The sequence below is a fragment of the Limnoglobus roseus genome, from assembly GCF_008254045.1.
Taxonomy (GTDB): Bacteria; Planctomycetota; Planctomycetia; order Gemmatales; family Gemmataceae; genus Limnoglobus; species Limnoglobus roseus.
Genome location: NZ_CP042425.1, coordinates 1,446,741 through 1,470,466 on the forward strand (window position 1 = coordinate 1,446,741; position 23,726 = coordinate 1,470,466).

The 23,726-nt window shown below is 65.6% G+C and carries 13 protein-coding genes, 8 tRNA genes and 1 pseudogene; 11 read left to right on the forward strand and 11 right to left on the reverse strand.

What is annotated here, in order from left to right:
* Positions 1-93 precede the first annotated feature (93 nt).
* The 3 genes from PX52LOC_RS05825 to PX52LOC_RS05835 are packed head-to-tail and all read right to left on the reverse strand — an operon-like array spanning position 94 to position 8,946.
* Positions 94-6,726, reverse strand: a complete 6,633-nt coding sequence (locus PX52LOC_RS05825) for a type I polyketide synthase (protein ID WP_149109209.1) — start codon at positions 6,724-6,726, stop codon at positions 94-96.
* 28 nt (positions 6,727-6,754) lie between these two features.
* Positions 6,755-7,276 (reverse strand): DUF6714 family protein, encoded by a 522-nt coding sequence (locus PX52LOC_RS05830; RefSeq protein WP_149109210.1) that lies wholly within the window; start codon positions 7,274-7,276, stop codon positions 6,755-6,757.
* 5 nt (positions 7,277-7,281) lie between these two features.
* A complete protein-coding gene (locus tag PX52LOC_RS05835) occupies positions 7,282-8,946 on the reverse strand; it encodes a PfaD family polyunsaturated fatty acid/polyketide biosynthesis protein (RefSeq protein ID WP_149109211.1) in 1,665 nt (554 codons plus the stop codon).
* A gap of 156 nt (positions 8,947-9,102) precedes the next feature.
* On the opposite strand from PX52LOC_RS05835, the gene PX52LOC_RS42345 reads away from it, so the two are divergent.
* The gene (locus PX52LOC_RS42345) at positions 9,103-9,807 is read left to right on the forward strand and encodes a hypothetical protein (protein ID WP_246173659.1); all 705 of its coding nucleotides are present in this window, start codon (positions 9,103-9,105) and stop codon (positions 9,805-9,807) included.
* Positions 9,808-10,134: 327 nt separating this feature from the next.
* On the opposite strand, the gene PX52LOC_RS05845 is transcribed toward PX52LOC_RS42345, so the two are convergent.
* The 5 genes from PX52LOC_RS05845 to PX52LOC_RS05865 form a co-directional block, all read right to left on the reverse strand.
* On the reverse strand, positions 10,135-11,640 hold the full coding sequence (locus tag PX52LOC_RS05845) for a protein kinase domain-containing protein (RefSeq protein WP_149109212.1): 1,506 nt from the start codon (positions 11,638-11,640) through the stop codon (positions 10,135-10,137).
* Positions 11,641-11,848: 208 nt separating this feature from the next.
* On the reverse strand, positions 11,849-12,316 hold the full coding sequence (locus tag PX52LOC_RS05850) for a TIGR02996 domain-containing protein (protein WP_149109213.1): 468 nt from the start codon (positions 12,314-12,316) through the stop codon (positions 11,849-11,851).
* A gap of 25 nt (positions 12,317-12,341) precedes the next feature.
* The gene (locus PX52LOC_RS05855; RefSeq protein WP_246173660.1) at positions 12,342-13,979 is read right to left on the reverse strand and encodes a M2 family metallopeptidase; all 1,638 of its coding nucleotides are present in this window, start codon (positions 13,977-13,979) and stop codon (positions 12,342-12,344) included.
* A gap of 181 nt (positions 13,980-14,160) precedes the next feature.
* Positions 14,161-14,706, reverse strand: coding sequence for a hypothetical protein (locus tag PX52LOC_RS05860; protein WP_149109215.1), 546 nt, complete (start codon positions 14,704-14,706; stop codon positions 14,161-14,163).
* A gap of 158 nt (positions 14,707-14,864) precedes the next feature.
* A complete protein-coding gene (locus PX52LOC_RS05865) occupies positions 14,865-16,328 on the reverse strand; it encodes an alpha/beta hydrolase-fold protein (RefSeq protein ID WP_149109216.1) in 1,464 nt (487 codons plus the stop codon).
* Between the two features lie 113 nt (positions 16,329-16,441).
* Here PX52LOC_RS05865 and PX52LOC_RS05870 point away from each other — a divergent pair, with 113 nt between their 5' ends.
* Positions 16,442-17,590 carry an acyltransferase family protein gene (locus PX52LOC_RS05870; RefSeq protein WP_149109217.1) on the forward strand — a complete coding sequence of 383 codons (1,149 nt, stop codon included), beginning with the start codon at positions 16,442-16,444 and terminating at the stop codon, positions 17,588-17,590.
* On the opposite strand, the gene ribD is transcribed toward PX52LOC_RS05870, so the two are convergent.
* Entirely contained in the window at positions 17,480-18,709 is a 1,230-nt protein-coding gene (ribD, locus tag PX52LOC_RS05875) for a bifunctional diaminohydroxyphosphoribosylaminopyrimidine deaminase/5-amino-6-(5-phosphoribosylamino)uracil reductase RibD (protein WP_149109218.1), read from the reverse strand. The genes PX52LOC_RS05870 and ribD overlap by 111 nt on opposite strands.
* Positions 18,710-19,057: 348 nt before the next feature.
* Between ribD and PX52LOC_RS05880 the strand changes: the two genes are divergently transcribed.
* The 8 genes from PX52LOC_RS05880 to PX52LOC_RS05915 all read left to right on the forward strand — a co-directional run bounded on the left by PX52LOC_RS05880 (position 19,058) and on the right by PX52LOC_RS05915 (position 19,967).
* A tRNA-Lys gene (locus PX52LOC_RS05880) sits at positions 19,058-19,129 on the forward strand.
* Between the two features lie 9 nt (positions 19,130-19,138).
* A tRNA-Gly gene (locus PX52LOC_RS05885) sits at positions 19,139-19,210 on the forward strand.
* Between the two features lie 110 nt (positions 19,211-19,320).
* Positions 19,321-19,390: transfer RNA gene (locus tag PX52LOC_RS05890), tRNA-Ile, on the forward strand.
* 78 nt (positions 19,391-19,468) lie between these two features.
* Positions 19,469-19,543, forward strand: a tRNA-Asp gene (locus PX52LOC_RS05895).
* 14 nt (positions 19,544-19,557) lie between these two features.
* Positions 19,558-19,631, forward strand: a tRNA-Leu gene (locus PX52LOC_RS05900).
* A 4-nt stretch (positions 19,632-19,635) separates the two neighbouring features.
* A tRNA-Tyr gene (locus PX52LOC_RS05905) sits at positions 19,636-19,716 on the forward strand.
* Between the two features lie 99 nt (positions 19,717-19,815).
* Positions 19,816-19,887, forward strand: a tRNA-Glu gene (locus tag PX52LOC_RS05910).
* Between the two features lie 5 nt (positions 19,888-19,892).
* Positions 19,893-19,967: transfer RNA gene (locus PX52LOC_RS05915), tRNA-Leu, on the forward strand.
* Between the two features lie 203 nt (positions 19,968-20,170).
* Here the strand turns inward: PX52LOC_RS05915 and PX52LOC_RS43755 are convergent.
* Positions 20,171-21,274, reverse strand: a pseudogene (locus PX52LOC_RS43755) (tyrosine-type recombinase/integrase); the annotation flags it as partial.
* Positions 21,275-21,759: 485 nt separating this feature from the next.
* Between PX52LOC_RS43755 and PX52LOC_RS05925 the strand changes: the two are divergent.
* Entirely contained in the window at positions 21,760-22,866 is a 1,107-nt protein-coding gene (locus PX52LOC_RS05925) for a DUF1559 domain-containing protein (protein WP_149115425.1), read from the forward strand.
* Between the two features lie 576 nt (positions 22,867-23,442).
* Here PX52LOC_RS05925 and PX52LOC_RS05930 read toward each other — a convergent pair.
* The gene (locus tag PX52LOC_RS05930; RefSeq protein ID WP_149109219.1) at positions 23,443-23,721 is read right to left on the reverse strand and encodes a hypothetical protein; all 279 of its coding nucleotides are present in this window, start codon (positions 23,719-23,721) and stop codon (positions 23,443-23,445) included.
* Between the last annotated feature and the right edge of the window lie 5 nt (positions 23,722-23,726).

Below are 23,726 nucleotides of genomic sequence, written 5' to 3' on the forward strand. Positions count from 1 at the left end.
AGAACGGCGAGCCGAGCGGCGTAAGCCGCCGGGTGAGTCTCCCTGACATTCACCCGACGGCTTACGCCGCTCGGCTCGCCGAAATCGTGTGATTTACTGCCGCACCATCGGCCCCAGCTGGTTCCGGCGGAACGCCTGGTTCAGGCCGGGGTCGATGACGCACTCGTAGTCCTGGATTTGCGCCACCACCACGCCGTCGGCGTCGAGGAAGTCGATGTCCGCTCGCGCGAACGAGCCGTCGTCGCGGGTCACGCGAATGACGATCCGCGTCGGGCCGGCCGGGAACCCACGGCGGTATTGCCGGTAGCGGCCCAGGAAGCACGGTAGCGAGCCGGCCCCGTGCTGCGTGTAGCTCCAGAGGATCATCATCTGGAAGCTCGTGTCCAGCACCAGCGGGTCGGCCACCCACGCACTGCGGAGCGGGTTGCGGAACCACTCGCTCGGCGGCGGCGACGGGTAGGCCGTGCCGATGAACGCCGTGTCGGTCACGCCCTCGACGGCCTCGATGCCGTGCATGTCCGGGCCGTGGAACAGGAAATACCGGTACACGTCCTCGATCGGGTGCGGGTACGGCTGCACGTCCGGCGGGCGGTCCACCGTCGGCGTCTTCGGCAGCGCGCTCGTCAGCACGACTTCAGCCTTCGAGTGGATCACCTCGCGGCCGTCCTTCCGCCGGCCGCGGAGTTCGACCGGCACCGTGAAGATCAGGTCGTTCTTCACCGCCCGCCCGGCCATCAGCCGGAGGTTACTCGCGGCGTTCTCCTCCACCATGACGCCGTGCGTGATGCGGAGGTCGTTGAACCCGTGGAACACGAGACCGGGGTTGCCGTGGAGGGCGGCATGGGCCAGCCATTCCATGTGGACCGCCATCGGCAGCACCGCCCGGCCGTCAAGGACGTGCGACCGCAGGATCGGGTGCGAGGCCACGTCCACGCTGCGCTCGAACGCCTGGGTGAAGTCGGCCGGAGCCGGCGGCGGGCCGGTCAACGGGGCCGGCGTCGAAGGGCCAGGCGGTTGGGTGCGGTTCGTCGCCACGACGCTTACGGACCCCGATCCGGCCGTGCGGGGCTTTGGCCCCAGCGCGATGACCTCGACCGACCGGCCGGCGGCGGCGAGTTCTTGCACCGCAAACGTGCCACCCTCCCTCAGTGGGATCATGCCGACGCCCTCGGCCTCGAACATCCTCCGCAGGCCGGGCGTCACCATGCCGCCGTCCCACGGGCCCCAGTTGATCGCCACCACGCGGGCGTTCGGCCGCTTGCGGGCCTCGGCCCCGGCGATCTTGTTCAGCACCTCGTTCGCGGCGGCGTAGGCCAACTGCCCGGACCGGCCCAGGCGGCCGGTGATGGAACTGAACAGCACGACGGCCTTCAGCGGTTCGCCGCCGAGCAGGTCGAGCAGGTTCCGGATGCCCTCGACCTTCGTGTTGTAAACCGCGTCGAACTGCTCGGGCGTGAGTTGCTCGATCTTACGGTCGGCCAGCACGCCGGCCCCGTGGACGACGCCGGTGATGGTGCCGAACTTCACCTTCACTTGGTGGAGCAGGTCGGCGACGGCCCGGCCGTTCGAGACGTTCACGGCGAAGTACGCCGCCCGCGCCCCGGCCGCTTCGAGGCGGGCGAGGGTGGAACGGATCTCCCGCTGGGCGGTGAACTTCACGAACTGCTCGGCGATCGCCTTCGGCGTGGCGTCGGCCCCCAGGTGAGTCGCGATGGCCTGCTTGACGCTCATCTCGTCGGTCCGGCCGGCCAGCCACGCGGGCTCCGGGCCGACCGGCGACGGCGTGCGGCCGGTGAGGATCAGCGTCGGCTTGAACGCTTCCGCCAGTGCGACGGCGACCTCGGCGGTCACGCCCCGTGCGCCGCCGGTGACGAGGATCACGTCCGGCGGCCCGAAGACGATCGACTGCGACGTCGAGCGGCGGGTGGTGCGGGCCAGTTCCAGCGTGCAGCGGTGCGACGGCGAAATTCCGACTTCGATCGGCCCGGACGCGAGGAGTTCTTCCACGACGCCGGCGGCGGCCAAGGTGGGCGAGTCCGTCGCGAAACTCGGCTGGAGGTCGATGGCCTTGCACGCCAGTTCCGGCCACTCCCAGCGGGCCGTTTTGATGATCCCCGCCAGCCCGCCGCTCACCGGGTCGGCCGAGGGTTGCAGGTTGGTCAGGCCGAAGGTGCCGTCGAGGCGGGCGACGCTGACGAGGATCGCCGACGCGGACTGGCGGACCGACGCCCGCAACCGCGGGCCGGCCGCTTGCAGCCACTGCATGGCGAGGCGGTTGAGCGGCAAGTTCGCGGGCACCGTCGCCGGGGCGATCAGGACCAGGCCGGCCAGGTTGCCGCCGGGGTGGGCCGCCGTCGCGCTATTCCAGGGCAGAATCCGCGGCTGGAACTTCAGCGTCGCGAGTTGGGCGGCGACTTCGCGGACGAACGGTTCCTCGTCGGCGACCAGCCAGATTTCGCCCCCCTCGGCCAGCGGCACCGGGGCACGGCCGGAGGTCAGTTCGAAATCGACCACCTGCACGATGCTCCGCTCGACCGCCTCGGCGGCGGGCGGGCCGGTCCGCGACGGGGGGGGCAGCGGTTCCGCGGCGGAACCGCCGAGCGCCGAGTCAGTCATGGTGGCGATAATGCCCGGCACGCGCTCGGTCTTCGGCGCGGACAGTTCCGATCGCGGCACGCTGGAATCGAGGGCCTCGCCGGACTTCGAGATCACGGCGAGGGCGTGCGAGTCCTTCTCGCTCAACGGGATCGGCGGCGTGATGGGGGCGACCAGTTCTTCCGGCCGCAGGGGAATCTTCTTCGTGGTCGGGCCGGCCGCCGTCGTGGGTTGCGGCTTCAGCACGGCGGGACTTCCGCCGCCGAGGAGGTCGGCGACGTCCTGGAGGGTGTGGAGTTGGCCGAGGTGCTCCGGCCGAACGGCCGCCGAACCGGGCAGCTTCTCCTGCAACGCCGACAGGATCTCCACCCGCTTGATCGAGTCGATCCCCAGGTCCCCGTCCAGCGTCATCCCCAACGACAGCATCTCCACCGGGTAACCCGTCTTCTCCGACACCACCCCCAACAGCGTCGCCGCGAGGGCGTAGGCCGCCAGCGGGGCCGCGTCCACCGGCACGGCCATCGGCACGTCGAGTTCGCCGATGGGAACGGGCAGTGGCCGCGGGATCGGCGTCGGCCGCGGCGTGTACACCGGGATCGACACCGGCGGCGGTTCAACGGGCGAGCTTCCGCCGCCGAGGAGGTCGGCGACGTCCTGGAGGGTGTGGAGTTGGCCGAGGTGCTCCGGCCGAACGGCCGCCGAACCGGGCAGCTTCTCCTGCAACGCCGACAGGATCTCCACCCGCTTGATCGAGTCGATCCCCAGGTCCCCGTCCAGCGTCATCCCCAACGACAGCATCTCCACCGGGTAACCCGTCTTCTCCGAAACGACTTCGAGAAGCGTCTTCGCCAACCCCGCGGACACCGTGGCGGCGCGGTCGCCGTTCGCCGACGGCTTCACGGCCACCGGCGGCGGGGGCAGCGGGGCGGGCGGAGGAAGAGGGGCCGGCGGAGGAGGAACGACGGCCACCGGAGCGGGGATCGGTCGCGGCGGGGGCGGCAGCACCGGTGTGGGTGCGATCGGCGGCAGCGGCGTCACGGCGGCCGGGGCGAAGGGTAGCGGGGCGATTCCGCCGGCCATCGCCTGCTGTTGCGCGACGAGGGCGGCCAGCGTTTGCTGCGCCTGCATCTGCGATTCGAGGAACTGCCGGTGGATGCGGGCGGTCTCTTCCTGCATCTTCTGCAAGGCCGCGAGCGTCAGTTGCACGGTCGAGAGCGGCGAAGGAGTCGGGTCGGGCATGGGGGCGATACCAGCAGTAGAAAAAGTCGCGGGCGGCAGCGGCGGGCGGGCCGGCCGTTTGGGTCGCGGGGAGACGTAATTCGCCCCGCTCAGGGGTACGGTCATGCCGGGCTTCGCCGGCTTCGCGGCCGGCCGGCAACGGCTGTCGGCCTCCCACGCGGCCAGGTTTACGGCGTGGCCACGGGCCGCCAGTTGGGCCAGAACGGCGGCCAAGTCTAGCACACCCGATTGCCGCCCGGCGGACCCGTCGAGCGCGAGGGCCAGAAATTCCTGCGCCGCCGGAATCCCGTCGGCCGACTCTTCCAGAATGAGGTTGACCAGCTTCGTTAGCACGTTGCCGGGGCCGACTTCCAGGAAGGTGCGAACGCCGAGGCGGGCCATAGCCCGGACCTGATCGACGAACGCCACCGGCTTCGCCAACTGTCGGCCGAGCAACTCGCGGGCTTCCGGGGCGTCGGCGGGGTACTCGCCGGCGGTCGTGTTGGCGAACACCGGCACGGCGGCCGGGCGGAACGGGATCGCGTCCAGGGCCGACCGGAACGGCTCGGCCGCGTCCGCGACGAGCGGGCTGTGGAACGCCGCCGCGACCGGCAGCCGGGCGGCGCGCATCCGCTTCGCTTGCAGAGCCGCCGCGAGTTTTTCGACCTCCGCCGTCGAACCCGAAAGTACCGTCTGCTTCGGGGCGTTCTTGTTGGCGACGACGACGTTCGCCCCGGTCTCGCGAATCACGGCTTCGATGTCGGCCAGCGGGGCCAGCACCGCGATCATGCTCCCGGCGTCGCCGCTTTGGCCCTGCCTCGCCATCAACTCGCCGCGGAGGCGGGAGAGTTGGAAGAGTTCGGTCGCGTCGAACCGGCCGCCGGCCGCGAGGGCGGGCAGTTCGCCGTAACTGTGCCCGGCGAAGGCGTCGGCGTTCAGGCCGAACCGTTCGTGCAGTACCCGCCACGCCCCGAAGCTGACCGCCCCGATCGCCGGTTGGGCCACGTCGGTCGCGCGGAGGGAGTCGTCCTGTTTCGGCTTCGCATCCTTCGCGAACGAGGTCGGCGGGTAGACTTTCCCGGCCACGTCGGGCACGATCGCGAGCGTGTCGAGCACTTCGGGGAAGAGGCACGCAAGGTCGCGCAACATGCCGACGGCCTGCGACCCCTGACCGGGGAAGAGAACGGCGAGTTTACCCGCCGCCGGTCCGCGGCCGAAGTGGGCACCATCCGGCGTGTGCCATTCCTTCGCGATCGGGTGGTCGCCGAGGTTCTGTTTCGCCGCCGCCGTCAGCTTCGCCAGGTCGGTGCCATCGCGGGAGGCCACGAGGATCAGCCGACACTCGGCGTCGGCGCGGAAGCTCTGCCGGGACGCTTCTGCGGCTCGGGCGAAATCGGCCCACGCCGTCGGTACCTTCACGAGTTCGACGGCGAGTTCCTGCGGAGTCGCCGCACTCATCGCGTACAACTCGACGCGGCCGCTCCAGTCCACGGCCGTCTTCGCCGGCGTGTGTTCTTCGAGGACGGCGTGGAAGTTCGAGCCCCCGAAGCCGAAGGCGCTGACGCCGGCCCGTCGCGGGTGGTCGGCGCTCGACAGCCACGGCCGCATCTGCGCGTTCACGTAGAACGGCGAGTCGGCCGCGTTCAACGGATCGACCGGCAGCGTCACCTTCAGCGTCGGCGGCAGCACCTTGTAATGGAGGGCGAGCGCCGCCTTGATGAGACTCGCGGCCCCGGCCGCCGACTTCGTGTGGCCGATCTGCGACTTCACCGAGCCGACGGCGCACCACGGCCGCTCGGCCCGCTTCGATTCGCGGCCAAACACCTCGGTGAACGCCGTCGCTTCCGTCGCGTCGCCGACCTTCGTGCCGGTGCCGTGGGCTTCGAGCAATTCGATCGTGTCCGGCGTCACGCCGGCCCGCGTGTAGGCGTCGTTCAGGCACCGCTTCTGGCCTTCCGCCGACGGCGCGTAGATGGCGTTCCCCTTGCCGTCGCTACTGCTGCCCATGCCCTTCAACACGGCGTACACCGTGTCGCCGTCGCGCTCGGCGTCGGCGAGCCGCTTCAGCACGACCATGCCCAGGCCTTCGCCGAGGATGGTGCCGTCGCCGTTGGCGTCGAACGGCTTCGAGTCGCCGGACTTCGACAGGGCCGGCGTCTTGCTAAAGCACATGAACATGAAGATGTCGTTGAACGTGTCGGCCCCGCCGGTGACGACGACGTCGGCCTTGCCCGTTTGCAGTTCGAGGGCCGCGAGGTGGACGGCGCTCAAGGAACTCGCGCACGCGGCGTCGACGACGCAGTTGGTGCCGTGCAGGTCGAGCTTGTTCGCGATGCGCCCGGCGACGACGTTGCCGAGCAGGCCGGGAAAGCTGTTCTCCTGCCACGGCACGTAGGCTTCGCCGATGCGGTCCACCACGTCTTGCGCGATGTCGTCCGGCACGCCGGAGTCCTTGAGCGCCCGCCGCCAGTGCGGGTGGCCGAGGCGGGCGCCGAGCGGAATCACGAGTTCCAGCGTGCCGGTGACGCCGAGGATGACCGAGATTTTGGAGCGAAGAATCTTGGAATCGTCGGCGAGCACGCCGGCGTCGGTGAGGGCTTGTTTCGCCGCGACGAGGCCGAGGAGCTGCGTCGTGTCAGTGGCTTCGATGTCCTTCGGCGGCAGGCCGAACTCCATCGGGTTGAAGTCGATCGTCGAGAGGAACCCGCCGCGCTTGGCGTAGGTCATGTCCGGCGCCTTCGGGTCGGCGTCGAAGTAGTCCTCCGGCTTCCAGTGCGTCGGCGGGATCGGCGTGATGCAGTCGTCGCCGTGCTTGACGTTCGCCCAGTACGCGCCGGGGCCGTCCGCCTTCGGGAACAGGCAGCCGAGGCCGACGATGGCGAGGGGGGCGGGGGTGTTGGTCGTATCGTTCATGGTCGAAATCGCAGTCCACTCCCGGCGGTTAGGCGTGCGGAAGGCTCCAGTATCCGTCGATCGCGTGATTAATTTCATTCGTCCTAAATCGCGGTTCGAACTCCAGATCTTCCATCGAGTCCCGCAGGTAAGTCAACACTTCGCAAACGCATTGACGCTGGATGGTGTTCAGGATGTCGAATCGCTCCCGGTTGTAGTCGCCGAGGCACGTTAACTGAAACTCTAGGCTTTCGAACATGTTACCGTACAAGTCGTTGTCATGGTCACCGACCAGCAGCATCAAGCAGGCGGGGAGATAGAATCGCATCCCCTGCGCATCCAGGAAGGAAAGCACCCCGCACCCAATATCAAACAGCCGAGGCAGATCGGGTTCGAGCATTGCCTTGTGCCAGTCACGCTTTTCGTCAGGTACGCGGGCAACCCGTCGTTCCTCAAGGGTTCCGTAGTCGTCGATGACCGCCGATTCGTGCAGGCTCACGCCGTCGCCGAGTTCGACGCCCCGGAAGGCATCCTCGATCATCTGCAACAGTTCTCGTTGCCGGTCGGTCATTGCCTCTACCGCAACTTCGCCTCGATCTGGTCCGGCGACAGCGGTTCCGTCGGAAAGCAAATGCTCGGCAGGTGCACGCCCTGCATCGCGAGCGACTGCCGCCGCAGGACCACGCACGCCCCGTAGAGCAGGTTCATCGCCACGGTCGTCACGTTCCGGTACCGCGGCTCCTCCAGGTACGACCCCTTCACCCACTCGTTGAACGCCCCCATCGCCGGGCCGCACCACACTTGATAGTCCAGTTGTCGGCCGTTCTCGCCGACGTTCGCCCACCGCGACGACAGCCCCAAGTACCAGCGGAACACGAGGGCCATTTTGTGCTTCGGGTCCGTCTCGGCCTTCGGCAGTTGCGTCGGGTCGCGGCGTTCGAAAAACGCCTTCGTCTCCGCCCACACTTCCTCGAACGGACGCCGAAGGAGGTTTTTCTCGATGTTCATTCGTTCAGAATTCGGCACCGCGTCCCAGGCACTATACGCCCGGTACACCTCGAACAGCTTCTGTGCCCGCATGGGGAACATCGTGCCGCGCTTCAGCACTTGAAGTTTCACGCCCATTTCGAACATGTCCGCGGCCGGGGCCATCGCCGTGTCGGCCTGCCCTGCTTCGGCGAGCATCTTCCGCACTACGTCGGACGAACCCGATTCGACGCACGCCTGATTCACGCTGCCGGTGACGACGTAAGCCGCCCCCATGCTGAACGCGCCGGCCACGCTCGCCGGCGTGGCGATGCCGCCGGCCAAGCCGACGCGCACCGGCGTGGGGTACTTGAACTGCTCCTGTAAGCGGTCTCGCAGGGCGAGTATCGTTGGCAGCAGCGTGATCGCGGGGCGGTTGTCGGTGTGGCCGCCGCTGTCGGCTTCGACCGTCAGGTCGTCGCACATCGGCAGCTTCGACACGGCGTCGGCTTGCTCGGCGGTCAGTTGCCCGGCCGCGACGAGTTCTTGCAACATCCGGGCGGGCGGCGGCGACAGGAACTTCGTCGCCACTTCCACCCGCGACACTTTCGCGATCACCCGGTGCACCACCAACGGCAGCCCGGCCGAGCCGCGGCGAATGCCGGCCGCCCGGTACCGCACGATGGCCGGCGTCAGGTCGAGGTACGCCGACGCTTCGACGATCCGCACGCCGCGGCGGATGTACAGGTCGGCGATGGCGTTCTCGTGGGCCGGCTCGTTCGGGCTGTGAATGAGGTTGAAGCAGTACGGCGAATCGCCGAGCGACCCCTGAATGCGGTCGATGGCCGCCGCGACGCGCTCGACGGAAAGGCCGGCCGCACCGAAGCTGCCGAGCATCCCGTTCTGCCCCATCGCTTCGACGATCTCCGCGGAGGCGATGCCGTTGGCCATCGCGCCGGTCATGTACGGGTAGCGGAGGCCGTAGGCGGCCATGAACGCCGGGTCGCCGAGCATGTCCGGCGTCACCGGCGGCAGCGACGCGAACAGCGGCACGAAGTCCCCGCCCGGTGGGGGGGTGCCGAGCCGCGTCTCACCGCCCACGGCCAGGGCCAACCCTTGCTCCCCGCTGACGACGTTGAGGGGGGCTTTGAGCGTGCCGATCAGGCTGCGAATGCTCGCGGGGTCCGACGTGGGCTGTGACCGATCCGACCGCCACCAGCCGAGGCTGAGCCGGACGATCGACCGCGACGTGATGGACGGTGACGAGGAACCCATCGAGTGCGACTTTTTTTGAGAGGTCCGCCGGACGATCGGCGTTCGGATTGATTTACAATTTGAGCCGTCGCCGGAACAGCCTTCAATCCGGTGGAAGCCGGCGGCCGGGTCTGCAAGAATGAGAGGCGGCCACCGAATCCCGCTCAAGGAACTGCCATGTCACCGGCCGACGAATGGGCCATCAGCGGCGACCCGCAGCGTCTTCTGGCCCTCCTGGGGAACCAGCTCGACGTGACCGGGGCACGGATCTTCGCGGCCGGGTACTTCCGCCACGGCCACGAAACCGACACCCAGTTTCCCGCGGCGGCTCTGGCCTGGTTGGACGAGTACGAGCGTCTCGCGTTGCAGCGGGCGAAGGAACCGGCGTGGGAAAAATTGCGGCAGCGAACGCCCCGCGGTCAGACGTATCAGGTCCACGTCCTCGCCGCCTATTTTCGCCCGGAGAGTACGGCGGTGAACCTGCCCTACACGCTGCCAACGCTGTTCCAGGGCCGTGGATTGGCGGCCGCCCGCAAAGCCACGGGGCCGCCGCCGGCCGACGTTCAGCCCGGCCACGAGTGGCACCAGCGGTTTCAGGCCGCGTACTTCGCCGCCATCCGCCCGGCCGCCGAACTGCTCCGCTGTGCCTTCCGCAACCCGCACTGCGACGTGCCGTTTGAGGACCGCTGGCGGACCGAAACGGCCGCCGGTCTCGCCCGGACGATGTTCGACGCCCGCGACTTCAGCGGCATGCCGATCCTCGCCGATGCACTCCAGGACGCCGGTTGCGAGAACGACGATGTCCTCAACCACTGCCGTGCCGACACGGCCCACGCCCGCGGCTGTTGGGTCGTGGACTGGGTGTTGAATCAGCGGCAATAAACTCAAAACGCGGGCGGGGTGAAGGTTTCCTCGCCCCGCCCGCGTCGCTTTTTCGCACCGTTTATTCCGTCTGCCGCGTCTCGCCGCCGGGTCGCCGCACGGGAAATGGCGTCGCTCTGTTGGGTAAATCAAGACGGGCTGAGAGAGTCGTCAGGTGTCGCCCACTCACCCGAGTTCTTCTTCTCAGCCCGTCTGCGAAATGGAGATGCACGGCCCGTGCCAATAATGATCGGCCTCGTTCTCAGGCGGCTTTCCCGGCAGATTCGAATGCCGCGACAGAGGTTGCGCAGCCGCCTGCCTTGAACGCGGCGGCGCGGTGCCGACGGCTCACCCGTGGGCCGCCGCCCAGGCTTCGAGTTCCTTCAGCCGCTCTTCCAGGGCGACTTCCTTCGTCACCTCGCGGGCCACGGCAAAGATCACGTCGTCCTTCGGGATCGACTTGGCCGTCCACTCGAACCACCGGTACTTGCCGTTGTGGTCGAGGTAGCGGTTGCGGAAGTCCCGCACCGGGAGGGCTTCCCTCAGTCGCGCCATCATGGCGGCGGTCCGGTCGCGGTCGTCGGGGTGGACGAACACGATGAACGGGTCCGCGGTCAGTTCGGCCATCGAGTAGCCGAGGACGCGGGAGAAGTTCTCGTTGACGCGGCGAAAGCGGCCATCGAACCCGGCGATGCAGAACAGGTCGAGGCTGAGGTCGAAGAACCGCCCCAGGTCCCACTCGGCCTGCCGCAGAACCATGTCGAAGTAGTGCGTGAGGCGGTCCATGACCACGCCCGCGTCGCGCGGCCGGTGGGCCGGGTCCGGGGCCAGGCACGCCTTGGCCAGTGAGACCAGGTCGTGGTCGGCGTGGCAGTTGTCGAGGCGGGAGAACGCATCCTCGGGGTTGCTCTGGATGGCCAGTTGCAGGGTCCGCTTCGCGGTCGGGGCGACGTACGGCGGCTGTCCGGTCAGGATTTCGCAGAGGATCGCCCCCAGGCCGAAGACGTCGCACCGCTCGTCCAGGTGGTCGATCTCACCCTTGGCCTGCTCTGGCGGCATGTACGCGGGCGTGCCCATGATGCTGCCGACCTGCGTGTGGACCCCGCTATCGCCCGGGTCCGACCCGTCCGGGTCGGCCGTATCGAGTTCGCCCAGCAGCGTGATCACCCGCGTCCGGTTGCCCTCGTCGAGGGACTTCGCCAGCCCCCAGTCCATCACCTTCACCTGCCCGAACAGGCCGACCATGATGTTCGACGGGTTCAGGTCGCGGTGGATGATTCGCTGCGTGTGCGCGTAGGCGATCGTGTGGCAAATCTGCTCGAACACCTTCAGCATCCGCGACCGCCCCTCGCCGGGGTTCGGCCGCTCGTCGAGGGTTTTGCGGAGGGTCAGCCCCCAAACCCGCTGCATGACGAAGAACGGCCGGCCGTCCGGCATCACGCCGGCCTCGTACACGGGCACCACGCCGGGGTGTTCGAGTTGCCCGGTGATGCGGATTTCCTCGCGGAAGCGGGCGATCACCTCCGGCCGGCGGCAGTACTTCTCGTGCAGGATTTTCGCGACGACGTCCCGACCGAGGTGGATGTCGGCACACGAGTGGACTTCGCCCATGCCGCCGCGGCCGACCTCGGTCCGCAGTTCGAACCGCGACGAGGGCTGGTTGCGGATGGTGGTCGTGTGCGTTTCCGTGCCGGGAACGATGACCGCGTCGATGTTCAGAATTTGCCCGGGATCTTCCAGGACGCTGCCGGTCGCCTCCATGTCGAGCGTCTTGTTGGGGTCCACGTGCGCAAGTGGGTCAGGGTCGTGCATCGACCCCGGGTCGGCTGCGGCGGGAGAATCGGAGCGGGACATGGCTGTCACACTCGCTACAAGGGCGGACGCGGTCCGGGACAATCGCCAAGAGCCCAATCGATCTCGGAAGTGGTTGTGACGGGAGGGAACCCCACTTCCGACACTCAAACACTAGATCGTACTTCTCTTAAGCGGGCATTCCAATCGAAAAAGGATTAAATTCTGGCGCGGGGGCAAATTTCATCTCATAAATGAACGGCAAGGCCTGTCATGACAACAGGATGGGGTGCGTTAAGAACAGGCTGATGATTTTGAAAACAAGGACCGCCCAAAAGATCAGGAGAAGGAAATACGCATACTCCCACCGTCGGTCTGCCCGCAGCCGTGGGACTTCTTCTTCGACGAGGTGCTGGATGTAGTCGGCGAAGAAATCAAGGGATGACACCGACGGCCGGTCGTCGGGCGGGTCATCGAGAGCACGAAGCGGCACCAACGAGAGTCGGCAGACCACGGCAGACCAAAGGACATCGACCGTGGCCGCGACCTCCGCGAGTTGTTGTCGGAGGGCGGGGTACGCCGGGTCGGCTTCCCCGCGCTGAACCATCTCCAGTTCCAACCGCAGGAACCGGCCGCGCGGGTCGTCGCGCTCCTCCAGCCAGTCGGCGTAGACGAGCCGCAGAACCGCGTCGTCCGGCGATTCCTTGACAGCCGCGACAAAGGCGTCGTCGTCGGTCATGGCAGGCCCAGGATCAGATTCCGCGTTAGCTCTGGAAGTCCTTCGCGAACGCCTTCGCGCTCAACGGCTCGCCGGTGGCGAACTTCAGCAGGTCCTTCCACGACAGCGTGCGGCCCGGCTCGAAGACCTTCTTCTTCATGAACTCGCCGACCTTCGGGTCGCCGATGTACAGCACCGTCTTCGGGTCGGCGTTGTACACGTCCTTCGACAAGGCGTGGTGGACCTGCGAGGCGAAGAGTTGGCCCATCATGTAGTTGTGGTAATACACCGGGGCCGAGCAGATGTGAATCTTGCTGCCGTAGTCCGGTGCGTTCCGCCCCTCCGGCCGCGTGAGGCCCTGGTACTTCTCGACCGAGTCCCACCAGAGTTTGTTCAAGTCCTGGTTCGGGTTCTCGTACATCGCCTTCTCGAACCGCAACATCACCTGGCACCACCGGCTGAAGATGAGCAGTTCGTTCCGCAGCACCTTCGCGGCCGTCTCGTCGAACGCCTTCGGGTTGTCGACCGTCACGCCCATCTTTTCGAGCCACGCCCGCGACTTGCTGAACTTCTGGAACTGCATGGCCACGCCCTCGGTCGTGAGGATGTGGGCCTCGCCGCGGAGGACGTAGGGCACCGTCTGCGGGATGTTCTTGCTGCTGTAGACCGAGTGCCCCAACTCGTGGAGCATGGTGCCCATCCAATACTCGTTCGGCACGATGTTGGCGAGCACCCGCACGTCGCCCTCGCGGTCGATGTCAGTGCAGAAGGCGTGCGGCGACTTGCCCTTCTTCTCGTACAGGTCGCTGCGGGCGATCACGTCGTCGATCGGCAGGCCGACGCCCTTGTAGAAGTCCCGGCACAGTTGGAGGATGTCCGCCTTCTTGTACGGCTCGTCCAAGCTCACGTCGAAGACGGCCGGGCTCTCCTGGAAGAATGGGTCGAAGTAGTGCCACGGCCGCAGGTCGCTGACCTTCACGCCGCACTTGGCCGCCAGCTTCGCGTCGATCTCGGCCTTGCCCTTCAGGAACGGCTCGCGAGTGAGGGCGTCGAGTTCGTCGAAGAGCGCGATCAGTTCGCCGCCATCCTGCTCGTTGAGGAACAGCATCAGCGCGTGGAAGTTCTTGAAGCCGAGCTTCGTCGCCGCCTCGTTCCGGAGTTTCACGAGTTCTTTCAGGTCGGCCTCGACGCTCGCCCCGACACCCTTGCTGGCCTCCCACACCTTCTGGCGTTCCGTGGAATTCGTCGATTCCTTCAGCACGCGGCGGACTTGGCTGTCGGTCATTTCCTGGCCGTCCACCTTCGCCCGGTAGACGTTGAACCCCTTCTCGACGGCGTTCGCCTTCGCGGTGATCTGCTTCAAGAGCGCGGGATCGAGTTGCTTCTCCAGATATTGCAGGTAGAGCAGGTCGATCTGCCGGCGAAGCAACTTGTCAGTGATGTTGCTCTCGTTGATGGCTTTCAGTTCGGAGAACGTCTTCGGATCGGCGAGGGCCGCGTCGATGGCGTTCTGGGCGTCTTCCTTCTTCTTGAAGTCGTCGTCCTTGCCGGTGACGTTGGCGTTCCACCACGCGACGCCTCCGGCCACTTCGAGCGGCCGCATCTTCTTGACGTGCGCGTCAACGAACGCCTTCGCGGCGGTGTCCCCGGCGGCGGCGGCGTGAAGGTTCGCGAGTCCGGCCACGGTAGCCCCTCCGGCAATCAAGAACGAACGACGGTCGTGCATGTCCCACCCTCAAGAAGTTGGGCCGCGAGAGTCCGCGGCAAAGGCTCGGGTCGAGACAGCCATTTTCCGAGATGGGCGGCCGGGAGCAACAGCAAAAGGGCGCGGGGAAGTGATGGGCGGATGAAGCGAGTCGCGGAGGTTAGCTGCCGAGGGCGGAACTGACTTCTTGCGAGATCGAGTCGAAGAGCGATTTCAGGTCCACGCCGCCGGCCGAACTCGTGTCCTGCGCCGCCGGGACGGACTGCACTTGGCCCTGTTGGTTGTACGTGCCGACGCCGTGGTGGTGATGATGGTGCCCGCCCGCCCCGCCGGGTCCGCCCGCCTTCGGCTGAAGGACCGACACGTCGCCGGTGTCCGACGCTTGCTGGAACTTGGCCGCGAGATCCGTTAGCAACGAACTCGCCCCCGGTGCCGCGGCCGCGGCTGTGGAACTGGCGTCGGTGCCAGCGGCTTCCTTCAGTTTGGCCGCGATGTCCGCCGTCACGGCCTTGAACTTGTCAGGGTCACTCACCGACAACTGTTGCAACTCGCTGAACAGCTTCCCCGGCCCAGAAATTTGTGCCGCGTCGCCCGCGGAACGGGTGGCACTCGTCCCCGTGGTGGCTTGCGCCGCGGAGGCGCTCGTGGTTTGCTGAACCGAGGAAACGTACAAGCTCGCGATGCTCTGTCCGACCGAACTAATCATGGGGTCACTCCGGATGGCGTAGGGTCACTTTCTCCTACCACGGTATCAGGGCCGATGACGGAATACGCTCGAAATCACAACAGTTTGATGCCCTTCTCAGAAGAGTTCGAGAAAATCGCACGGCGAGCGCCCGCCGGCACTGTTCGGCGGTGATTTACCTACTCGGCCCGCTTCAGCATTTCGGCGAGCATGTCCTTCCGCGGCCAGCCGCCGCCGTGGCCCTTTCGCATCTGAATCTCGATCACGCCGTCGAACTTCGGCGTCGCGAACTTGTCCGCGGCCGCCTTCAGCCGGTGGACGGCGTTGTTGAGGAAGTAATCGTCGGCGTCGCCGACCCAGACGTGAACCTTGCCGCCGGCCAGCTTCGGCCCGAGCGTCGGCCAGTTCGTTTCCAGCACCTTCCGCAAGTCGTACTGCTCCCAGTGAGCGAGCACGCTCTTGTCGATCTTGCCCGTGGCCCCGTCCCACAGCGGCTTCGGCAGGCCGTCGGTTCCGCGAGGGCCGTAGATCGCGTTCCAACTCGCCCAGTCGAGGCCGGACAGTTCCCACCGCCCGCCGCGGCCGAGGACGCGCTCCAGGTGGCACTCGTGCCGGACGGTGTACGCCGTGTCGCCGTCGATTGTCCGCTTCGCCGGCCGCTCGAACCCGAAGCGGTTGACGTAGGCGTTCTCGTCCTTGTAGATGTCGATGAGTTCGAACGCCCGGAAGTCCACGCCGTCCGGGAACAGCGACCAACAGCCGTTGAAGTCGTCCGGGTAGAAAACCTGCAACGCCAGCGACACCCACCCACCGGTCGAACCGCCGGTGACGAACCGGGCCTTCGGCGTGCCGACACAGCGGTACGCCTTCTCGACGTGCGGGATCACTTCGCGCAACAGGGCATCGCCGTAAGGGCCGTTGTTCGCGGAGTTCACCTGGTACGGGTCGCCGAACGGCCCGGCCCCGTCGAGGAGGATTTGCACGAAGCGGTCGTCCGATTGGGTGCTGCGGGCCGACGTGAACCGCGTACCGAACCCGCCGATGTGGACGAGCAGCGGGTACTTCTTCGCGGGCGAGTTCTCGAAGTCGCCCGGCAGCACAACCGCGAGGCGGTAGACCATCGGCCGCTTGTGGAATTCCGACAGCAACTTCGACGGCAGTTCCAGATACTTCACCGCGGCCGTGTCTCTCGGGGTCGGCTTCGGAATGACCTTCGTCAGCTTCAGTTTCACCGGCGTCTCGGCGGCCGGGTCGAGGGTGACGGTCACGGGTTCGCTCGTCCAGTTCCCTGGCGCGGTCGGGATGTTGAGGTCGCGGTTGACGGCGAAGATCGCCCGCACGACGTACTCGCCCTTCGGCAAGGCTTCGAGCGACTTCGGCGGGAAGGTGAGGGCGGTCGCGTCCGCGGTCGCGACGGTGTCGGCCTTGAACGCCGGCACGTCCACCCCGAGGACCGGCAGGGCGAACGGGTCGGACGACGGGAAGTTCGGCGGCCGATCCGTCCTGCCGATGGTGACGAGCAACCGCCCGCCGGCCGGCTTGTCGCCGACGAGCTTCGGATCGGCGGTGACTTCGAACCGGATGCCCGCCGACGCGGTCGAGACAATGACGAGCGACAAGACGAGTGTGAAGAGTCGGAGCATAACGGGCCACCGCGAGGACGACGTGAGAGGTTCAGCCAGGGTATGGACGCGGGGTTGCGGAACCAACCCGCCCGCCGCTAAACTCTCGCGTCCCCAACTCACGAGCCGCACGGATGCGACCGACCCTGCACAACCTCCAAGCCCTCCGCGGCCTCGCGTGCCTACTCGTGGTCGCCTACCACGCGGCCGGGTGGGAGGGCCTCATCTGGGTGAAGACACCGGTGATGACGGGAGCACGGTGGTTCGCCTACGCGGGCGTCGACTTGTTCTTCGTCCTTTCCGGGTTCATCATCACCTGGACGCACGCCGACCAACTCGGCCACGCCGCGAAGTTGCCGAAGTACCTGACCCGCCGGGCGTGGCGAATCTACCCTACCCTGTGGGCGTCTTGCATCGTGGCGACGGTCATCGCGAATGCCGTCACGGGGGCGGAGGTGTTCACCCTCGGTTGGCTCGGCGACTGGGTCGAGTGGCTGTTGCTCGTGCCGCGGTACGACCCGCACCGCTTCATCGCCGCGACGTGGAGTTTGAATTACGAGGTGATGTTCTACCTCGCCTTCGGGTTACTCTACTTTGTGCCGAAGCGGTTCGCCGCAATGCTGGCGTGCGTATGGGCGGGTGTCATCGTCGCGGCCAAACTCGCCGGCCACACGCCGACGCCGTTCTGGGGGAAGATGCTCCTCAGTCCGTTCGTGCTGGAATTCCTGGCCGGGGCACTCGTCGCGGCCGTCGTGAAGCGGGGAACCATCGCCGGCCCGCGGTGGTGCCTGCTCGCCGCGTTCGCGTGGCTGGCGGTCTTCATTCCACTGCTGCAAGGCGCGACGCCGGACGACCTGGGCAACCGCTTCGGGCCGCGTGTCCTGGCGTTCGGCCCAGCGTGCGCGCTGATCGTCTACGCCGTCGTCGCCGGCGAACTTACCGGCCGCGTCCGTTTGCCGCGTTTCCTGCGGCCGGTCGGTGATGCGTCGTACTCGATCTACCTGTTACACGGCCCCGTCGGCCTGTCGATGCTGTTCCTCACGTGGGGCATGGGCCACAGCCCGCTGGTCCACCTGCTCTGGTTGGCGATCCTCGCGGGCAGCGGCATCGCCGCCGGCTGGCTCATGTACCGGCTCGTCGAGCGGCCGTTGTTGAATTGGGGGAAGCGGCCGTCAGTGCAACCGGCCGTTCACGTACACGTCCTGGCCGACCGTGCGAACGTGGGCGTCGATCAGCCGGGCGGCGTCCGCGATGCGGGCGAACCCGTGGCCGCCGGCCGGTGACAGCGCGGTGTCACCGCCAACAACGACGGGGGCGATGAAGGCGTGGACCTCGTCGGCCGCGTTCGCGTCGAGGAACGAACCGATCAGCCCCGCCCCGCCTTCAACGAGGACGTTCGTCATCCGTCGCCGGCCGAGTTCGAGCAAGATGTCGCCGATCGAGAGCCGTGCGATTTTTATTCCCTCTTCCCCGGCCTTGAGGGGGAGAGGGTTAGGGTGAGGGGGAATGCCTTCCTCCCCGATGAACCTGTCTGCCGCCGCGGGACGTTCTTCCCCCTCACCCTGCCCTCTCCCCCTCAAAGCCGGGGGAGAGGGTGTTGAGACGGCAATCACTTCCGCGCCGTCGTCGGCCCACCTCGCGAGCTTCGACTCGTTGCCCGCCGGGGTGAACACGATCACCGGGACGTCCCTCGCCGTGCTTCGCAACTGACACCGCTCCGGCAATTCGCCCGATGCCGTCACGACCACGCGCGTCGCCGTCCGCGGCCCCGACGGGCGGGCGGTCAGCGCCGGGTCGTCGGCCGTTACCGTACCGGTACCGACGAGAATCGCGTCCACCCGGCCGCGGAGTTCGTGAACGATCGCCCGCGATTCCTCGCCGCTGATCCACTTCGAATCGCCGGTGCGGGTGGCGATCTTCCCGTCGAGCGTCATCGCCCACTTTAGATGCACCCACGGCCGGCCGGTCGCGAGCAACTTCAGGTACGGGGCGTTCAGCTTCTTCGCCTCGGCTTCCCTCACGCCGACCGTCACTTCGATGCCCGCATCGCGCAGAATCTTCAAGCCGCCGCCCGCGACCTTCGGGAACGGGTCGGCCATCGCGACGACGACCCGCCGCACGCCGGAACGCAGCACCGCCTCAGTACACGGTGGCGTCTTCCCGTGATGGCAGCACGGTTCCAGCGTGACGAGCAGTGTGCCGCCGCGAGCCTTGTCCCCGACCGCCGCGAAGGCGTTCACCTCCGCGTGGGCTTCGCCGAACTTCCGGTGCCAGCCTTCGCCCGCCAGTTGCCCGGCCGCGTCGAGCACGACGGCCCCGACCATCGGGTTCGGCTCGACCGCCCCTCGTCCGCGGGCCGCGAGCGCAAGGGCGTTGGTCATCCAGCGTTCGTCGTCCGACATCGGAAGTTTCTCGAAAAGTGCGCGAACCCTCGACCGGCCGCGGCGTCTATCTCAGCGTACAGGACACGAACAGGAACGGACAACGACCTACGACCATGAACGCTCTCACCGCTAGCTATGAACGCCTGAACCGCGATGAACGCGGTTATGCCATCGGTCGGATGGTCGCGGCGAAGCTACGCCTTGCGAGCGATACCGCGTGACCCCGTGAGCCAGCGTCGAAGAACGCACCGGCCGGGGGAACGCAAGTGTCCCCCGGCCGGTTCTGTTTTTACCCCGCTGGGCTTTCAATCCGGGGGCAGGGGTTCAACTCCCCTACGGGGTACTGCACGGAGTTTGCGAACCACTGAGGCTTAGGTGTTAGCGGCAGCACTTCCGGCTCTTACCCGGAGTGTGAGGGTTCGAGTCCCTCAGGCCTCACTGATTGATGCGTCTGTGACGTAGTTGGGAACGTACCGGCTCGCCATGTCGGAATCGCGGGTTCAAACCCCGCCAGACGCTCTTGGGCAAATTCGGAGTGCGGAATTCGGAATGCGGAGTTGAAAACCAGGACCGCAGGTCGGCTGGTCTTTCATTCCGAATTCCGCACTCCGAATTCCGCATTCAAAGAGCCCTCGTGATGTAACGGAAGCCTCCCGCTCTGATACGGCGGGCGCGTCGGTTCGACTCCGACCGAGGGAATTCGCCATGGAACTCGCGGAATGGAAGCAATGGACGGCCGACGCCAACCACGGCTTCCTTCCGCACTGCGAACAACACGCCCTTGCAGAGTAGCCAGGAGTACTCGCCACCCTGTCACGGTGGAGACCGCGGGTTCAAATCCCGCCAGGGGCGCTGGAACAAGTGACGGCACGGTACGCGAACTGGAAGAGCGGCCAAACTCAAACCTTGGCGTTTGTGGGTTCGACTCCCACCCGTGCTACTTCGCGTCGGTCGGCCCTGGGAGGCCAAGCGGTCTGTAAAACCGCCGCACTCGTGCTCCGCCGGTTCGATTCCGGCCCGACGCACTGTGAATAGTTGATAGTTTCGAGTGACGAGTTTCGAGCCGATAACCAAAGGTTTGGTTTTCTCTCGCCACTCACGACTCGGCACTCGCAACTCGAAACGGCCCGTTCGTCTAGTGGTCAGGACGCCTGGTTCTCAACCAGGCAATAGGGGTTCGACTCCCCTACGGGTCAATGACGGTGACGTGGCCCAATTGGAAGGAGGCACCGGTCTCAGGAACCGGGATGTGTGGGTTCGAGTCCCACCGTCACTACCTATACAAGTTTGCACTGGCGAGCATTCGAGAGCATCCGCCGCACTTCGCCTCACTTTCTCGGCGTTTACTTCGCCCATACTGTTCGATTGCTCATCACTGCTCGCCGGCGCCTGAACCGGATTCTGCACTACAACTGCACCGCTTTCTGCACCGCCTCGGATCGCCTTCGCGAAGTCTCCCTCCGTGGTCTGGAGGTAGTGGGCCAGCGCGATCTTCGGTGTGTTACCAAGCCAGGCGGCCACAACGTGAATGGGGTGGTGCTGCATCAAGTCCGTTTCGAGACTCGCTCGCATGTTGTGGAACAACCGAGGCCACGGCAACAGGCCCGCCCGCCCGATGAGCTTCAGGAATGTTGTGCGGAGGTTCGCGTTCTTCCACCCGTTCGCGGAGTTCGACGCGGCCCGGTAGGTTGACCCCGTCCGCCCACCGATGACATACACTTCGCCCGGTTGGGCCAAGTCGTAGGCCTCTTCCAGGTACGGTCGGAGGCGGGCAAAGATTGGCACCACTCGATAGCCCCGACCCTCGTGCCGCTCGTTCTTCGGCTCAGTGACGGTCATCTTGCCGAGCACCAAGTCAACGTCGGACCACTTCAACGTGAGCACCTCAGAGGGGCAGCGTAACCCGCCGAACCGCGAGAGGGCGATGATCGTCCGCCAGACGGGTTGGGCCACGGCGAGCACCTTCACCGCGTCGTCGGCGGGAATGTACTGCTCCCGATCCTTGTTTCTGACGTACTTACCATGAACGTCGGCGAAGGGGTTGGATGGCATGACCTTGAGCGTCACGCCGGTTTCGAAAATACAGCGAATCAACTTCAACCGCCGGTGGATCGTGGTCGGTGCGAGTTTGCGGACCTGTTGATAGAAGTTCTTGAACCCGTCGGCCTGCTCCGGGGTAATGTTCCGCAAGTCTGCGCCAGCGGGGAAGTGTTCCGTCAGGTCGCTCCGCACTTGGTGGTAAGTGAGGATCGTGGACGGCTTGGTGGTGCCGTCGGACGCCCGGCTTGCGATGAACCCATCCAGGAAGGCCGCGAGGGTTCGGGAGTTCCTCGGAGGAATCAGGCCCACGGCCGCCAGTTTCGCCGCGAGGTCGTCGCCGATACTCGCCACCCACGCCGAGAGGTCACGGTCCCACGGGAGACCGGCGATCAGGGCCGCGTGCAGTGATTCGACCCGAGTGCGAAGGGACTCGGCTTGCTTGAGATTAATTTTGCCGAGTCGGATCGACCGCCGTTTTTTATCCTGCCCAACGAACTGAATCGTCCGGTTGCCGTTCTTGCCGTCGGTCGAGACGCTGGCCATCGTCGTTCCCCCGGTGTGCTACATCCCCTCGTTCGCGACTCGCGACAGTTCGGCGTCGGATACGTACCAGAACCGGCAATCTTGATGAGTTTGATCTTCCCTTCCTTCCGCCGCCGCTTCAAGGTCCACCATGACACTTTGAGGAAAGCGGCGGCGTCATGAAGCGGCCACGGTTGGCCGGGTAGGCGGTCGGTAGACGTGTCGCACGGAACTGGGATGGAAGGCATGTCGGGCCTCAAGGGTGAAAATTAAACTGACATCATATCGAAGAGTATACGTTCTTCGGACGGCTTCTGAATTCTCCTCGAATTCGATGTTGAACGCTCTGACGAGTCTCAATATCCACAAGGATCTTAATATATTAAGATAATCACTTAATACCTTCGCACTGATACTATTAAAGAGTTATGAGTCGCTGTCCCATTTCAACAATCTGAGTATAATGTACTTCCCGCCCGCATTCCTTTCTCTCCCAGGGTCCGTAGATGATGATGAATTCCCACCCACCCCGTCGATCGGGGTTTACCCTCATTGAATTACTGGTCGTCATTGCAATCATCGCCATTCTGATCGGCCTTTTACTCCCCGCCGTTCAGAAAGTCCGCGAGGCTGCGGCCCGAGCGAAGTGTACGAACAACTTAAAGCAACTCGGGATCGCGGTGCATTCATACCACGATTCCAACAATTTTCTGCCAAATCGGCGAGTCATTCGCTATCAAACTCTCCCCACGGCTGCGACGCACGATCGATACTCGCTCATTACGATGATTCTACCTTATATTGAACAAAGTGCTTTAGATTCCAGAATTACAAGTGGTGGGACCACGAGTGGTGGCGTCGCCTTCACCGCGTACTCGAACAATCCATGGGACACGGGTAACGAGATTTTCACCCAAACCATTCCGACCATCCTTTGCCCTTCAGACCCGGCGCAAGTCGTAAATGGAAGCGTGGCCGGGCACAACTATCTCGCCTGCCTAGGCGACTCCTTCGGAAGTAACCCTGCGAACGCTGACAATAATGGAGTCGACACTCGCGGCATGTTTCTCTTTAGTAACGGCACGAATAACGGTCGCGTCTCAATGGTCGGCGTGACCGACGGCCTTAGTAACACGATCATGCTCGCGGAACGGCTCCGAGGGGCCGGCGGCGTGGATCGTTCAAATACCGTGGCGAACTGGTCCATCAGCACGCCCTCGACGTGTACCGCCACCCTGAGTGGGGGGAACAATAACTATGCCACGGGTACGACGTTCACCTACACCACGTCGGCGAATTACCAAGCCGGTTTCCGCTGGGGTGACGGTGGCATTCTGTACGGCGGTGTGACGACCATCATTCCCCCGAACGGCGCGTCCTGCGTTACGGGCACGGAATGGCAAATCGGGATCAATACCCCGAGCAGCCGCCATACCGGGGGTGTGAATGCCTCGATGGGTGACGGTTCTGTACGGTTCATCCGCGATACGATCGATGCCGGTGTGAATCAGGCAGCAGTTTCTGTCGCCAACGTTTCCGGCATCAGCCCGTGGGGCGTTTGGGGTGCCCTCGGCACTCGCGCCGGGGGTGAGAGCAACGTCAGTACGGACTGACTTCTGAGCGTCTAAAGTTGAGGATTCTGACACCCATGGTGTATTCCATGGGTGTCTTCATTTCTGTTATACATCGCGGTCATGTCGGCGGGCTGGAAGACATGGTGGACAGGCGGCGTCCGCCCGACAAGTTCGGGACGACGTGATCGACCGGCAACCATTATGAGTTGTGGCCGAACAGTTCGACCCGTGGTCAGCCGCCGAAAAGACTGAGAATGTCGTTGATTTACGATTAGTCCCGACCGGCATTCGGGTTGCGATAGACGGTTTCAGAGTCCTGTTCCCGTGGTCGCGTGGTCTAGTCGGTTCAGTCTGGGCGGATGTTGAGCCGGGTACGATCGCGACCACGGGACGGATTCGATTTCTCAAGTCACAATGCCGCCTACACCCCGCCGACGCCCGCCAGCGGTTCCGACAAGAGGTTCGGTCAATCTACTTCCGGCCGCAGTCGTGGTCAGCGGCAAGTTCCTGCCCAACGTTGTCTCGGGCTAACCGTCGCAGTCCGTGCCCGGCAACCAATCTGACCCGTGCGAGTGGGCAAGAACTCGTGGGCAACCCGGCGTCACCAGCGAACCCTCACTCTTCGTGGACCTTGATCCGATTCGGATTCGACCCGCCGTTCGCCGACGGGGGCTCCGGCGGGTCGAACGGGAGCGGGTGGGGGATGTGCCACATCGGGTTGCCGAGGATGCGGACCTCCGACGACTCGACGTGGATCACGTCGCCGGTCGCGTCCAGCCGGACGACCCAGATCGTGTTGATCGACGGGCCGTAGTCGATGAGGAAGTACGCGAGACCGCCGCCCTTGGGCGTCTCCACCCAGATCTCGGGATTGATGCGGTGAATGGCGGTCATGTGGG